This window comes from Burkholderia sp. BKH01, from assembly GCF_025685725.1.
Lineage (GTDB): Bacteria > Pseudomonadota > Gammaproteobacteria > Burkholderiales > Burkholderiaceae > Burkholderia > Burkholderia pyrrocinia_C.
Map to the genome: position 1 here is coordinate 21473 of NZ_JAOTQT010000012.1, position 14339 is coordinate 35811.

General features: G+C 66.4%; 13 protein-coding genes and 1 tRNA gene. 11 read left to right on the plus strand and 3 right to left on the minus strand.

The window, feature by feature from the left end; all coding sequences use genetic code 11:
- Nucleotides 1–14: 14 nt before the first annotated feature.
- The gene (locus tag OEJ37_RS18805) at nucleotides 15–914 is read right to left on the minus strand and encodes a DMT family transporter (protein ID WP_263345081.1); all 900 of its coding nucleotides are present in this window, start codon (nucleotides 912–914) and stop codon (nucleotides 15–17) included.
- 301 nt (nucleotides 915–1215) lie between these two features.
- Here OEJ37_RS18805 and acs point away from each other — a divergent pair, with 301 nt between their 5' ends.
- The 3 genes from acs (at nucleotide 1216) to OEJ37_RS18820 (ending at nucleotide 5647) form a co-directional block, all read left to right on the plus strand.
- Entirely contained in the window at nucleotides 1216–3198 is a 1983-nt protein-coding gene (gene acs, locus OEJ37_RS18810) for an acetate--CoA ligase (protein WP_263345082.1), read from the plus strand.
- An 85-nt stretch (nucleotides 3199–3283) separates the two neighbouring features.
- On the plus strand, nucleotides 3284–3628 hold the full coding sequence (locus OEJ37_RS18815; protein ID WP_034183498.1) for a DUF4212 domain-containing protein: 345 nt from the start codon (nucleotides 3284–3286) through the stop codon (nucleotides 3626–3628).
- A 3-nt stretch (nucleotides 3629–3631) separates the two neighbouring features.
- On the plus strand, nucleotides 3632–5647 hold the full coding sequence (locus OEJ37_RS18820; protein ID WP_263345084.1) for a sodium:solute symporter family protein: 2016 nt from the start codon (nucleotides 3632–3634) through the stop codon (nucleotides 5645–5647).
- Between the two features lie 96 nt (nucleotides 5648–5743).
- Here OEJ37_RS18820 and OEJ37_RS18825 read toward each other — a convergent pair.
- Nucleotides 5744–5834 (minus strand) — tRNA-Ser (locus tag OEJ37_RS18825).
- A gap of 152 nt (nucleotides 5835–5986) precedes the next feature.
- Here OEJ37_RS18825 and OEJ37_RS18830 point away from each other — a divergent pair.
- From OEJ37_RS18830 to OEJ37_RS18860, 7 genes are all read left to right on the plus strand, one after another.
- Nucleotides 5987–6196 carry a hypothetical protein gene (locus OEJ37_RS18830; protein WP_263345085.1) on the plus strand — a complete coding sequence of 70 codons (210 nt, stop codon included), beginning with the start codon at nucleotides 5987–5989 and terminating at the stop codon, nucleotides 6194–6196.
- 356 nt (nucleotides 6197–6552) lie between these two features.
- On the plus strand, nucleotides 6553–7641 hold the full coding sequence (locus OEJ37_RS18835) for a toxic anion resistance protein (RefSeq protein WP_263345086.1): 1089 nt from the start codon (nucleotides 6553–6555) through the stop codon (nucleotides 7639–7641).
- Between the two features lie 10 nt (nucleotides 7642–7651).
- On the plus strand, nucleotides 7652–8398 hold the full coding sequence (locus tag OEJ37_RS18840) for a VWA domain-containing protein (RefSeq protein WP_175921107.1): 747 nt from the start codon (nucleotides 7652–7654) through the stop codon (nucleotides 8396–8398).
- A 47-nt stretch (nucleotides 8399–8445) separates the two neighbouring features.
- Entirely contained in the window at nucleotides 8446–9462 is a 1017-nt protein-coding gene (locus OEJ37_RS18845) for a DUF475 domain-containing protein (protein ID WP_152856933.1), read from the plus strand.
- Between the two features lie 92 nt (nucleotides 9463–9554).
- Nucleotides 9555–10211 (plus strand): TerD family protein, encoded by a 657-nt coding sequence (locus OEJ37_RS18850; RefSeq protein ID WP_174421988.1) that lies wholly within the window; start codon nucleotides 9555–9557, stop codon nucleotides 10209–10211.
- Nucleotides 10212–10262: 51 nt separating this feature from the next.
- Nucleotides 10263–11129 carry a hypothetical protein gene (locus OEJ37_RS18855; protein ID WP_263345087.1) on the plus strand — a complete coding sequence of 289 codons (867 nt, stop codon included), beginning with the start codon at nucleotides 10263–10265 and terminating at the stop codon, nucleotides 11127–11129.
- Nucleotides 11130–11264: 135 nt separating this feature from the next.
- Nucleotides 11265–11885 carry an HAD family hydrolase gene (locus tag OEJ37_RS18860; RefSeq protein ID WP_263345088.1) on the plus strand — a complete coding sequence of 207 codons (621 nt, stop codon included), beginning with the start codon at nucleotides 11265–11267 and terminating at the stop codon, nucleotides 11883–11885.
- 24 nt (nucleotides 11886–11909) lie between these two features.
- On the opposite strand, the gene OEJ37_RS18865 is transcribed toward OEJ37_RS18860, so the two are convergent.
- Nucleotides 11910–13019, minus strand: coding sequence for a fatty acid desaturase (locus OEJ37_RS18865; protein WP_263345089.1), 1110 nt, complete (start codon nucleotides 13017–13019; stop codon nucleotides 11910–11912).
- Between the two features lie 226 nt (nucleotides 13020–13245).
- Here OEJ37_RS18865 and OEJ37_RS18870 point away from each other — a divergent pair, with 226 nt between their 5' ends.
- Entirely contained in the window at nucleotides 13246–14283 is a 1038-nt protein-coding gene (locus OEJ37_RS18870; RefSeq protein ID WP_263345090.1) for an AraC family transcriptional regulator, read from the plus strand.
- Nucleotides 14284–14339: the final 56 nt, after the last annotated feature.

Below are 14339 nucleotides of genomic sequence, written 5' to 3' on the forward strand. Positions count from 1 at the left end.
CTGCCGGGGACCGATCAGGATGCGGCCGCCGGCACGCGTTTCACGCGCAGGCTCGCAAGCACGATGCCGGTGACGACGCATGCGAGCGCGATGCCGTGCGCGAGCGTCGGGCGCTCGCCGAGGAACGCGATGCCGTACGCGGCCGCGGCGATCGGCAGCACCGCGCTGAACACGCCGGCGAGGCTGCCGGGCACGTGCCGGATGCCCTTCATCCACAGCCAGAACGAGAAGATGCTGGCCGACAGCCCGTACCAGACGACGAGCGCCCACGTGCCGGTGGGCACGCTCGCGTAATCGAAATGCCAAAGCGCCGTCGCACCGAGCGGCAGCATCAGGAACAGGCCGAACAGGTGCGTATACGCGCAGATGTCGATCGGCGCGAGCGTCTGTGTGAGCCGGCGCGACAGGATCACGTAGATCGATTCGCAGCACACCGCGCCGAGGATCAGCAGGTTGCCGGTCAGCGAGCCGGATGCGTCGCCGTGCGCGGACGCACGAACGTTGGCGAGGTTGATCGTCACGACGCCGGCGATCGCGAGCACGATCGACACGAGCGCACGGCCGTTCGGTTTTTCGCGCAGGATCAGCCACGCGAACAGCGCGACGATCGCCGGGATCGTGCTCGTGATGACGCCGGCCGCCACCGCGCTCGTGCGCTGCACACCGTTGAGCATCAGCAGCGTGAACATGAAGGTGCCGAAGAACGCCTGCAGGAACAGGTTCAGCCATTCGCCGCGCTTGACCGCGCGCATCTTCACGGGGCTGAACAGCGGCCACAGCACGGCGATCGCGATCACGAAGCGCAGCGTGGCGAGGATGGCGACGGGGACGAATGCAACGATGGATTTACCGATACCGACGTTGCTGCCGACGAACAGCATCGACAGGATGAGGAAGAGGGCATAGCGATTCAAGCTGGAATCCGGGAGGCGAGTTCAGTTAGGATTGTAGGGTCGCGGTCGTTACAGCGTAAAGCGCCGCCCGGCGTGCGAAACGGCCATGCCGCGTAAGTGACGGGTAAGTTGGAGCGCTTATCGTGGAAACTGCCGCGCCGCACGTTCATCGTCGCGCGACGTGGTGCGGTGCAACATCGCGCGCAGCCTTCGCGGCCGCGTGCGGGTGGGTGGGAGACAGCGGCGCGGATGCGCCGGCCAAGACGCGGCGCGCACGATCGCGCCGCCATGCAGAGGATTCATGTTCACCAAGGGGTTGTCGATGTCTGCGATTGAATCGGTTCTTCACGAAACCCGCCAGTTTGCGCCGCCCGCGGCGCTCGAGCAGGCGGCGACCATTTCCGGCATGCCGGCCTATCGCGCGCTCGCCGCCGAGGCCGAGCGCGACTACGAAGGCTTCTGGGCGCGTCTCGCGCGCGAGGGCCTCGCGTGGCACAAGCCGTTCACGAAGGTGCTCGACGAGTCCAACGCGCCGTTCTACAAATGGTTCGACGACGGCGAACTGAACGCGTCGTACAACTGCCTCGACCGCCACGTCGAAGCCGGCAACGGCGAGCGCGTCGCGGTGATCTTCGAGGCCGACGACGGCACCGTCACGCGCGTCACCTATGCCGATCTGCTGGCGCGCGTGTCGCGCTTCGCGAACGCGTTGAAGAAACGCGGGATCGGCAAGGGCGACCGCGTTGTCATCTACATCCCGATGTCGATCGAAGGCATCGTCGCGATGCAGGCCTGCGCGCGCATCGGCGCGACCCACTCGGTCGTGTTCGGCGGCTTCTCCGCGAAATCGCTGAACGAGCGGCTCGTCGACGTCGGCGCGGTGGCGCTCGTCACCGCCGACGAGCAGGCGCGCGGCGGCAAGACGCTGCCGCTCAAGAGCATCGCCGACGAGGCGATCGCGATGGGTGGCTGCGAAGCCGTGAAAAGCGTGATCGTCTATCGCCGCACCGGCGGCAAGATCGACTGGCATGCGGGCCGCGACCTGTGGATGCATGAGATCGCGGACGGCGAGTCCGACCGCTGCGAGCCGGAATGGGTCGGTGCCGAGCATCCGCTGTTCATCCTGTATACGTCGGGCTCGACCGGCAAGCCGAAGGGCGTGCAGCACAGCACCGGCGGCTACCTGCTGTGGGCCGCGCAGACGATGAAGTGGACCTTCGACTGGAAGCCGACCGACGTGTTCTGGTGCACGGCCGACATCGGCTGGGTCACCGGCCACACGTACATCACGTACGGCCCGCTCGCATGCGGCGGCACGCAGGTCGTGTTCGAGGGCGTGCCGACCTATCCCGACGCCGGCCGATTCTGGAAGATGATCGGCGACCACAAGGTCAGCGTGTTCTATACCGCGCCGACCGCGATCCGTTCGCTGATCAAGGCGGCCGAAGCCGACGACAAGGTGCATCCGAAGAGCTATGACCTGTCGAGCCTGCGCATCATCGGCACGGTCGGCGAGCCGATCAATCCGGAAGCGTGGATGTGGTATCACAAGCACGTCGGCCAGGAGCGTTGCCCGATCGTCGATACGTGGTGGCAGACCGAGACGGGCGGCCACATGATCACGCCGCTGCCGGGCGCGACGCCGACCGTGCCCGGTTCGTGCACGCTGCCGCTGCCGGGCATCATGGCGGCCGTCGTCGACGAGACGGGCCAGGACGTGCCGAACGGTCAGGGCGGTATCCTCGTCGTCAAGCGCCCGTGGCCGGCGATGATCCGCACGATCTGGGGCGACCCGGAGCGTTTCAAGAAGAGTTATTACCCGGAAGAACTCGGCGGCACGCTCTACCTCGCCGGCGACGGCACCGTGCGCGACAAGGACACCGGCTACTTCACGATCATGGGCCGGATCGACGACGTGCTGAACGTGTCGGGCCACCGGCTCGGCACGATGGAGATCGAGTCGGCGCTGGTGTCGCACGAACTCGTTGCCGAGGCGGCCGTGGTCGGCCGTCCGGACGACACAACGGGCGAGGCCGTGGTCGCGTTCGTGGTGCTGAAGCGTTCGCGTCCGGAGGGCGAGGAAGCGGCGACGCTCGCGAAGACGCTGCGCGACTGGGTCGGCAAGCAGATCGGGCCGATCGCGAAGCCGAAGGACATCCGCTTCGGCGACAACCTGCCGAAGACGCGCTCGGGCAAGATCATGCGGCGCCTGCTGCGCTCGCTCGCGAAGGGCGAGGCGATCACGCAGGATACGTCCACGCTCGAGAATCCGGCCATCCTCGATCAGCTCGCCGAAGTGCGCTGATCTCACCTGTCGTGCGCCACGCGCGCATGAGCCCCTGCGCGGCAATCCCGATTGTCCGCGCAGGGGCTTTTTGCTAAATAACGGCATGACCGTTCCGACCCGTCCCGCGCCTGTCGCGCCGCCGCCCGTTCCCGAACCGCTCGCGCGTGCCCACGCGCGCTACTGGCGCTTCAACGTCGCGTTGATCGCGGTGCTGATGGCGATCGGTTTCTCGGTGTCGTTCATCGTGCCGTTCTTCGGGCCCGCGCTCGCCGGGGTCCGGTTCGCCGGCTTCAGCCTGCCGTTCTATGTCGGCGCGCAGGGCGCGATTCTCGTGTATCTCGTGTTGATCGTCGTCTACATCGGGCTGATGCAACGCGCGGACCGCACGCTGCGCCGCGCGTACGACGACCATGCGGCGCGCACCGGCAATGCGCACGGCGGGCGCTGATTCATGCTGACGCATCGACTGATACGCGCGTACGCGCTCTACACGCTGGGCTTTCTCGGGTTCGTGCTGCTGATGTGGCGGATCGAGCGCGCGGCCGGCTCCGGTGTATGGATCGGCTATGTGTTCCTGTTCGTGCCGATCGCCGTGTATGCGGTGATCGGGCTGCTGTCGCGCACGTCCGATCTCGTCGAGTACTACGTGGCCGGGCGGCGCGTGCCGTCCGCGTTCAACGGGATGGCGACGGCGGCCGACTGGCTGTCGGCCGCGTCGTTCATCGGCCTGGCCGGATCGCTCTACTCGACCGGCTACGACGCGCTGGCGTACGTGATGGGCTGGACGGGCGGGTTCTGCCTCGTCGCCTTCCTGCTCGCGCCTTATGTGCGCAAGCTCGCGCGCTACACGATTCCCGACTTTCTCGGCACGCGCTTCTCGAGCACGGCCGTGCGCGCGCTCGCGGCCGGCGCGGCGATCCTGTGTTCGTTCGTGTACCTGGTCGCGCAGATCCAGGGGATCGGGTTGATCGCGACGCGCTTCATCGGCGTCGATTTCGCGATCGGGATCTTCTGCGGGCTCGCGGGCATTCTCGTGTGCTCGTTTCTCGGCGGGATGCGCGCGGTCACGTGGACGCAGGTCGCGCAGTACATCATCCTGATCAGCGCGATCCTGATTCCGGTGTCGCTGATCGCGATGAAGAACGGGCTCGGCCCGGTGCCGCAGTTCAATTACGGCAAGCTGATGGAGCGCGTCGCGGCGCGCGAGGCGCAGGTGCGCGATGCGGCCGACGAGCAGAAGGTGCGCGACGCGTACCGGCGGCAAGCCGCGGACATCCAGACGCGGCTCGACCGGTTGCCGGTGTCCTATGCGGACGCGCGCAGGCATCTCGTCGACCAGCTCGCCGACTTGCGGCGCCACAACGGGCCGCTGCGCGAGATCAGCCAGCGCGAGCGCGAGTTGGCCGACTTCCCGCGCGATCCGGCGGCGGCGCGCGTCGTGTGGACACAGGCGCGCGACGACATGCTGGCGCGTGCCGAGCCGCCCGTGCCGATGCACGAGCCGTTTCCCGCCGCGAGCGACGACGAACGCAAGCCGCGCGAGCGGAATTTCCTCGCGCTGCTGCTGTGCCTGTCGCTCGGCACCGCGAGCCTGCCGCACATCCTGACGCGCTACAACACGACCACGTCGGTTGCGTCGGCGCGCCGCTCGGTCGGCTGGACGCTGTTCTTCATCGCGCTGTTTTACCTGAGCGTGCCGGTGCTCGCGGTGCTGATCAAATACGAGATCCTGGCGAACCTCGTCGGGCGGCCGTTCGCCGAATTGCCGGCGTGGGTCACGCAATGGCATCACTTCGAACCCGACCTGATCAGCGTCGTCGAGGTGATTCGCGACGGCATCGTGCACTGGTCGGAAATCCAGATGCAGCCGGACATGGTCGTGCTGGCCGCGCCGGAGATCGCGGGGCTGCCGTATGTCGTGTCGGGGTTGATCGCGGCCGGCGCGCTTGCCGCCGCGCTGTCGACCGCGGACGGGCTGCTGCTGACGATCGCGAACGCGCTGTCGCACGACGTCTATTACTGCATGGTCGCGCCGGACGCGTCGAGCCAGCGGCGCGTGACGATCTCGAAGGTGCTGCTGCTCGGCGTCGCGCTGTTCGCGTCGTATGTCGCGTCGCTCAATACCGGGAAGATCCTGTTTCTCGTCGGCGCGGCGTTCTCGCTGGCAGCATCGAGCTTCTTTCCGGTGCTCGTGCTCGGTGTGTTCTGGAAGCGCACGACGACGCGCGGCGCGATCGCCGGGATGGTGACGGGGCTCGCGGTGTGCGTGTACTACATCGTGTCGACCTATCCGTACTTCACGCAGTTGACGGGGTTCGCGGGGAGCACGTGGTTCGGGATCGAGCCGATCAGTTCGGGCGTGTTCGGCGTGCCGGCGGGGTTTGCGGTGGCGATTGCGGTGAGCCTGTGCGATCGGCAGCCGGATGAATATACGCGGGCGTTGGTGGATTACATCAGGCATCCGTGATGCGGGAGGCGGACGGATGGGGAGCGTGTCGGCGCTCCAAACGCCCAAAAACGAAAAGCCCCTTGATTTCGGGAAATCAAGGGGCTTCTTGCATTCTGGCGGAGAGAGGGGGATTCGAACCCCCGATAGGCGATTAACCTATACACGCTTTCCAGGCGTGCGACTTAAACCACTCATCCATCTCTCCGGAAGACCGAGAGTATAGCAAACTCTGGCGGCGGCCCGCCACTCCCTTGCACGCACGTCAGAAATCGGTCGTCATCGACAGCCACACCGACCGCGTATCTGCTCGTCACCGACTACGACTGCCCGTTCGAGGAAGCCGTCACGTTCACGCTCGTGTCGAAGGATCCGCTGAAGGTGCGCGCGCAGCGCACGGTCGGCGCGATGTATGCGTCGTGCCATCTGGACGACATCACGTGGTCCGACGACCGTCATTTCAGCGCGACGTTCGTGGATATCGACGGGCGATGGGATTTCACGATTCGTGACCGATCCGTGCCGTTCATTCTGCCTCGGCTCGGCATGCATCGCGTACAGGATCGGTAGTGTGCGATCGACTGCCGCGAGCGCCTCATGCGTGCGTGCGCACCATCTGAAATCCGCCGGAATCGGCAGTTTCATTTTTCTTTCGCATTGATCAGACATGTAAGTTTCGGCGCGCGCTGAACTTGCGCGGCCCACGCGCATGGCGGCAGGAAGGGCGACGTCCGGGCACCGCGTCCGCACACAACATTACAAAATGAATGGAAAGTGAAAGAATTCCTTCCCTTGACGCGATGCGTCCGTGCCATTTATTGTCCGTCTGCCGCCCGTGAGAGAGCACGGCGGTTATCGCTGATGCGCGCCTCGCGCGCACGACGACAGCACGTAGCAAAAAGCAGAAAAGGAAACGTGGTAGCCACATGAAGCCGCTATTCGACGACAAGAAATCCGATGCGGTCAGCGATCGTCCTTCCACCCCGTCTTTGTCACCCGTCGCAGTGCCCGCCGCCGCCGTCGTGCCGGCAGTGCAGCCGACGGAGCACGCGCGCCTGATCTCCGTCGACGAGATCGACCAGCTCGGCGCGACGCAGGGCACGCGGATCGCCGCCTTCTCCCGGCAGATTCTCGCAAGCGTCCGCGCATCGGATGCCGACCGGTTCGGCGACAAGCTCAACGAACTGATCGCGACCGCGAAGGGGCTCGATCCGCGCGGCGCCGACAAGGGCGGGCTGCTCACGCAGGTCACGCGTCTGTTCCGCTCGACGAAGGAAAAGCTGCTGTCGCAATACGAGTCGGTGAGCAAGCGGATGGACACGCTCGTCGTCGAGCTCGAAAACCATGCGCAGCGCCAGAAGGCCGGCATCGACGAGCTCGAGCGGATGTACAACGACAACTACGCGCTGCACCAGGAGCTCGCGCAGTCGAAGGCGCACGGCGAAACGGCGCTCGCGACGCTGCGCGCGCATCTCGCGGCCGGCCAGCAGCCGGCGGACGACGCGTTCGCCGCGCAGCGCCTGTTCGACGTGAAGCGCAAGGTCGACGCGCTCGAAAGCAAGCTCGACGACCTCGACCGCGCGATGCTGATGTCGAAGCAGCTCGCGCCGCAGATCCGGATGGAGCAGGACCAGAAACGCACGCTGACGTCGAAGTTCATGACGATCAAGACCGTGCTGATCCCCGCGTGGACCAACGCGTTCGCGCTCTACCTCGAACAGCTCAGCACGAAGCGCGCGGCGGCGCTCGCGAACGCGACATACGACGCGGCCGACGAGGCGATCCGGGCGCAGGCCGACCTGAATCGCCAGAACGCGCAGGAAGTCGCGAGGCTCGGCCAGCGCCCGGTGATCTCGACCGACACGTTCGAATACGCGCAGCAGCAGCTGTTCGGCGCGTTCGACGACATCACGCAGATCATCGCCGACGGCAAGCGCCAGCGCGAGCAGGACGCGCCGCGCCTGCGCCAGCTCGAACAGGACCTGATCACCCGATTCGCTCCGAAGCATAACTAAGGAACACCGCATGATTACGCTTGAGAAACGCGCGGCGAAGGTCGCGATCGTCCTCGAAAAACGCCAGATCCTGAAGCCGCCCGTCGTGCGTGTCGGCGCGGCGCTCGACATCTCGGGTTCCGCGAAGCCGCTTTACCAGTCGGGCGTGATCCAGGAGACGCACGACCGGATCCTCGGCATCGCACTGAAGTTCGACGACAACGGTGAAGTCGACACGTGGACCTTCACCGAAGGCTACGACCGCCTGCCGACCGCGACGCCGGACAACTACGGCTCGTATATCTCCGACCACGTGCTCGAAGCGCGGATCGACAAGTGGGGCGGCACGCAGTACGCGCCGGTGATGAACGACATCGTCGACTTCTTCTTCCGCGCGCCGGAGCCGGCGCCGAAGCGCGAAGAGAAACGCGGCTTCCTGAGCCGGCTGTTCGGCGGCGCGGACGAAACGACCGCGCCGGCCGCATCCGCGCCGGTGAACGGCCATCTGCCCGCATGGGTGCTGTTCGTCACCGACGGCCAGAACCCGAAGAACGACCGCAAGCGCGTGCGCCAGCTGCTGGCCGAGTCGCAGCACTTCCCGCTGTACTGGTCGCTCGTCGGCGTCGGCGATCCGAGCGAATTCGGCTTCCTCGCGGAAATCGCGGACGAAATGCCGAACGTCGGCTTCCTGCATCTCGAATCGCTCGACGTCAGCGACGAACAGATCTACGAACAGTTGATCACGCAGGAATTCTGCGACTGGGTGCGCGCGAAGTAAGCGCGGCCCGCATGCCCCTTTTTCAAAACTCGCCTACCCCCCCCATCATGTTGAAAGACTTCAAGATCCCGCTGTCGCTCACGGTGCTCGCGCTGATCGCGGCCTATCTCCTCGGCGGCGTGAAGGACATGCTGATCGTCGCGGTCCTGTGTGTGCTCGAAATTTCGCTGTCGCTCGACAACGCGGTCGTCAACGCATCGGTGCTCAAGAACTGGTCGGAGAAGTGGCGCAACCGCTTCATGGTGTTCGGCCTGCCGGTTGCCGTGTTCGGCATGCGGCTCGTGTTTCCGCTGCTGATCGTCGCGGTGATCGGCCACATCGGCCTGTGGGACGCGCTGACGCTCGCGATCGAATCGCCGGACAAGTACGCGGCGGTGCTGACGTCCGCACATCACGAGGTGTCGGCGTTCGGCGGCGCGTTCCTGCTGATGGTGTTCTTCAAGTTCATGCTCGACACGGAGAAGGACGAGCACTGGATCGGTTTCCTCGAAGGCCCGATGCGCCATCTCGGCCGCATCACGGCGCTGGAAGTGGCGTTGACGCTCGCGATCGTGATCGTCGCGTCGTTCTACGTGCCGGCGGCCGAGCAGGTGAGCTTCCTGCTCGCGGGCGCGTTCGGCGTGATCGGCTTCGTGATCGCGCACGGCGTGGGCGACCTGGTCGGCGGCGAGGACACCGGCACGCGCGTGGTGCGCGAAGGCGTCGCGGGTTTCATGTATCTCGAAGTGCTCGATTCGTCGTTCAGCTTCGACGGCGTGATCGGTGCGTTCGCGCTGTCGAACAACATCTTCCTGATCGCGCTCGGCCTCGGCGTCGGCGCGGCCTACATCCGGGAGATGACGCTCGTGCTGCTGAAGAAGGGCACGCTCGCGCAGTATCGCTTTCTCGAACACGGTGCGTTCTGGGCGATCGGTGCGCTCGCAACGATCATGTTCCTCGGCGTGAAATTCGAGGTGCCCGAGGTTGTCACGGGCCTGATCGGCGCGGCGATGATCGCTGCGGCCGTGTGGTCGTCGATCGTCGTGCAGCGCAAGGAAGACCGGACCGCGGTGGCGAGCAAGTAATAGACGCGGCACGGAAACCATCAACGACGGGCCGCGCAGGGCGGCCCGGCATTGCCGCCGGCGCAACGGCGGTTCCAGCAGAAGAGGTTCAGATGATCAATTTGTCGAAAGGCGGTCGCGTCAACCTGTCGAAGGAAGCGCCCGGCACGCAGAAATTCCGCATCGGTCTCGGTTGGGACGCGAACGCGACGGACACGGGCACGGATTTCGATCTCGACGTGTCGGTGTTCCTGTGCAAGTACGATGCGCAGACCAATCCGAAGCTGATCTCGGATCAGCACTTCGTGTTCTACAACAGCGAAGTGCGCACGATGGACCGCAACGAAACCTTCATCCAGCCGGGCGACGATTTCCCGAAGCGCGGGATGCCGGCGTCGAAGTGCATGGGCGTCGTGCATAGCGGCGACAACCGCACGGGCAGCGGCGGCGGCGACGACGAAGTGATCTTCATCGACGTGACGAAACTCGCGGCCGACGTCGAGGAAATCTCGGTGGTCGTGACGATCGACCAGGCCGAAGCGCGCCGCCAGAATTTCGGGCAGGTTCGCAACAGCTACATCCAGATCGCCGACGAGGTGTCGGGTGCGGTGATCGCGAAGTATGCGCTGGAAGAGGACTTCTCGATGGAGACGTCGGTGCAGGTCGGCAGCTTCTACCGCCGCGACGGCCACTTCATGTTCAAGGCGGTCGGCGCCGGTTACAACCGCGGCCTTGGCGACTTCGTGCGCGCGTACGGCGGCGCGGTCTGACTGGCGGCAGCCCGGCGTGCGGGAAACCGCCGCGCCGGGCAGGATGCAACGATGACGAATCCGTCCGACGAGCCGAAGCGGCTCGAGTTCGATACGACGCCCGAGCGCACGCCCGGGCGTCTTGCGTTCGATGTGCCGCCCACGGCCGGTGCGCCGGCCGCACGTGCGCCCGACCGGCCGGCGCCGCAGGCGCTCGACTTCGGGCCAGCGCCCGACAAGGCCATGCGCGCGGCGCCCGCCGATGCGGTCGGACGCGCGCTGTTCGGCGAATCGAACCACCCGCTGCTCGAATCGTGCTTCCGCGCCGCGCAGGCCAGCTTCCCGAATCTCTATCCCGACTATGCGCCGCGCATCGAGCGGCACATCCGGCAACTGGTGCCGCTCAAGCTCGCGACGGTTGCGACGATCGGCGACGGCGCGCTGGAGACGGCGGGCAACCTCGTCGAAGCCGTCGCGGCGACGACGCGCGAATTCAACGAACTCGGCGCGGCCGACATGATGGCCGGCATGCTCGCGCAGGCGACGCGCAAGGTCGGCATGTTCGAACGCTGGTTCGGCGCGGCGTCGAGCCATGTCGACTACCGCGCGGCGCTCGGCGCGCTCAAGCAATCGCTCGGCTTCTTCCCGCGCCGCACCGAGGAGCTCGCCGCGAAGGTCCGCCATGCGGAAGAAAACCTCGTGATCGTACTCGCGGCGCTGAGTGCGGTGGCGGACGTCGTGCGCGTGCCGGACGATGCGGGTGTCGAGCGCACGCTGTTCGACCGCCGCAACATCGTCGGGCAGGCCGTCCAGCAGATCCGGATGCAGCCCGCGCAACTGCGCGGGCTCGACGAGCGCGTGACCGATCTGCTGTCGCGCGCCGACCACCTGATGAACGTCGTGCTGCCGGCGGCGCTGGCGGCGCGGCCGCAGCGCTGAGCGAACGGCACGATCGCCACGTGCGCTTCGGCGCGTGGTCGCTGCCCCGGGGCGCGCTTCGTTACACCGATTCGCGCGTGCCGCCGCGAGTCTGCTATCTTCCCGGGCATCTCATCGCTTTCCCGCCGATTCTCCATGACTGACCGCATCGTCGCCGCGTTCGATTTCGACGGCACCATCACGACCACCGACAGCTTCCGCCACTTCGTCCGCTACGCGGTCGGCACGCCGCGCTTCGCGTGGGCAGGGCTGCGCGCACTGCCGTGGATCGTCGCGATGAAGGCCGGGCTGCTGTCGCGCGGCGACGCGAAGGCGAAGTTCGCGTCGTTCGCGTTCGGGCCGGTTCGCGAGGACGCGCTCGATGCGCTGGCACGCACGTTCGTCGATACATACCTGCCGCGCTTCGTGCGTCCGGAAATGCTCGAGCGGATTCGCGAGCATCGGGCGCGCGGGCATGAAGTCGTGCTGGTCAGTGCGTCGCCGTCGCTGTATCTGGAGAAGTGGGCGAAGACGGCCGGTTTCGACGCGGTGCTCGCGACGCGGCTTGCGTTCGAGCGCGGCGCATTCGCCGGGCGGCTCGACGGCGAGAATTGCTGGGGGCCGCAGAAGGTCGTGCGGCTGCGCGGGTGGTGGGGCAACCGGCCGCCGAAGCGGTTGTTCGCGTACGGCGACAGCCGCGGCGACAAGGAAATGGCCGAACTCGCGAACTGGTCGTGGATCCGCGGGCAGGGGGCGATGCCGCCGATCGGCGAATGATGCGGCGCGCAGCCGGCGCAGGTATTACGCGTCGGCCTGCGCGTGGCGCGTGCCGCGCGAAGGACGATAAGCGCCCCAGCGATTCGCACGCGCAAACGTGCCGACGTCGTTGAAGCGCACGCCCACTTCGCGCAGCGCCGCATGCGCGGTTCGCGCGGTGAGTTGCCGGATGTAGAACGGATCGCGCACCACGAAGTGATGGATCGCGTGCGTGCTGCCGAAATTGAAGCAGAACAGCTGGAACGGCATCATCCACCACGGATTCAGTACTTGCGTCTGCTGGATCACGTTGCGCGAATCGATGTCGCCGAAGTAATGCATGTTCGAGCTGACGAAGTTGATGCAGAAGCTGCGCACGAAGTTCGGCCCGAGCCATACGACCGCCAGGAAATCGGCAAGATCCATCACACGCTCGACCGGGGCCGGCACCGTCACCGCGTAGCCGAACGCACGCAATGCGAACAGCCCGACGTGATAGACGATGAACGCATGCCACAGCGCGTAGTACACATGACCGACCGGCATGTACGACGACACCTGCTCGACGCGCAACTGCATACGCTCGGCCCGATCCTGCACCGGCTGCGCGGCCACGTACTGCTTCACCTTGCGGCGCATCGCGGCCGGCCGCAGCACGACGGCGAGCATCCCGTCCGCGATCATCAGCAGGCGCCTCAGGCCCCAGCGCTCGCCGTTGGTGATGCCGAATTCCTCGAGATCCGATTCGCCGCCCGACACCTTGTGGTGATGCAGGTGCATGCGCCGCCGCGTCCACGGGTTGATCGTGCCGGGCCGCGTGAGCCAGCACAGCGCCATCATCAGGTGATAGGCCCACGGCGTCTTCTTGAAGTACATCAGGTGGATCAGGTCGTGCTCGAGTTCGTGAATCAGCGACGTGACGAATGCGGCGAGCGGCAGCGCGACGTACCACGCGATCGTGCCGCGTGCATACAGCCACGCGATCGCGAGCATCGCGGTTACCGACACGGCCATCACGGTCGCGCCGACGAGGTTCTGGTTGTCGAGCAGCGGAAAGCGCGCGCGGATCGCGTCGCTCGCGGCGTTGACCTCGCGGCGGACGTACGCGACCTTGTCCGCGTCGTTGCGAAAGACGATTCGTGCGGGTTGGCTCATCGACCGGAATCCGTGCGGAAAGAGTGGGGCGTTATGCCGATGTGACAAGCATAGGCGCGCGCCGCACCGCACGCGAGGGCCGCCGGTGCCAATGATGGTGTCATTTCGGGCCACGACGGCCGGCGAGCGGGCGCTCGACGGTGCGCCGCGCGGCTAGAGTGCCGCCGCGGTGTCATTGGGGGCCAGCGACGCTACAATCCGCCGAAGCCGCTCCGGAGTCCTGTGCATGGCCCTGTCCGTCCCGGATGCCGCGCGCCAGTTGAACAAGGCGACGGTGTCGTCCGCGTATGCGCTGTTCATGCTGATGCTGGCCGAGGAGCGCGGCATCGATGGCGGCCGCATTCTCGCCGGCTCGGGCGTCGAGCGCGAGCGGCTCGCGCAGCCCGATGCGCGCATCACGCCGTTGCAGCAGGCGGCGATCGTGTTCAACCTGCTCGACGCGACCGACGACCCGTCGATCGCGATCGAGATCGGCCTGCGCAGCAGCCTGACGAAAGCGGGGCTGATCGGCTTCGGGTTGATGAGCTGCGCGACGCTCGGCGAGGCGATCGCGCTCGGCATCCGCTATCTGCCGACGCGCGTGCCGTTCTTCTCGGTGCGGCTCGCGCAGCTCGACGGGATCGTCGACATCGACGTGCTCGAAGCGTTTCCGCTCGGCCGGCTACGCCAGTTTGCAGTGGAAAACTTCCTGGTCGAGACCGCGATCCTGTTCAATTCGCTGCTGTATCCGGCGCCGGGGCGCACGCTGCAGTCGCGCGCCGAACTGCATTTCGAATGGCCCGAGCCGTCGTGGTTCGAGCGTTATCGCGCGCGGCTGCCGCGCTGCCATTTCGACGCGAGAGCGAACCGCATCCGCTGCGACGCCGCGCTGCTCGACGAGCCGATCGGCACCGCGAACGCGCAGACCGCGCAGATGATCGTCCAGCAATGCGAGGCCGAACTCGCTCGGCTCGGTTATGCGGAGAGCATCGTCGAGCGCGTGCGCAACCTGCTGATCTGCGGCGACGGCGGTTATCCGTCGGTCGACGACGTCGCGCGCGAGCTGCATGTATCGGCGCGCACGCTCAAGCGCAAGCTCGCCGAGTACGGCGCGACCTATTCGGCGCTGCTCGACGAGATCCGGCTGCGCGATGCACTGCGGTTGCTGGAGGGCACGCGCCTGCCGGTCGACGAGATCGCGGCGCGGGTCGGTTATACGGACCGCGCCAATTTCACGCGCGCGTTCAAGCGCTGGACGGGTGTTGCGCCGAGCGAGCGGCGCTGAGCGCGGGGTCGAACGGATCGTTGCTGCGGCCTCCTCGATCCTGCGCCCGGCGCTGT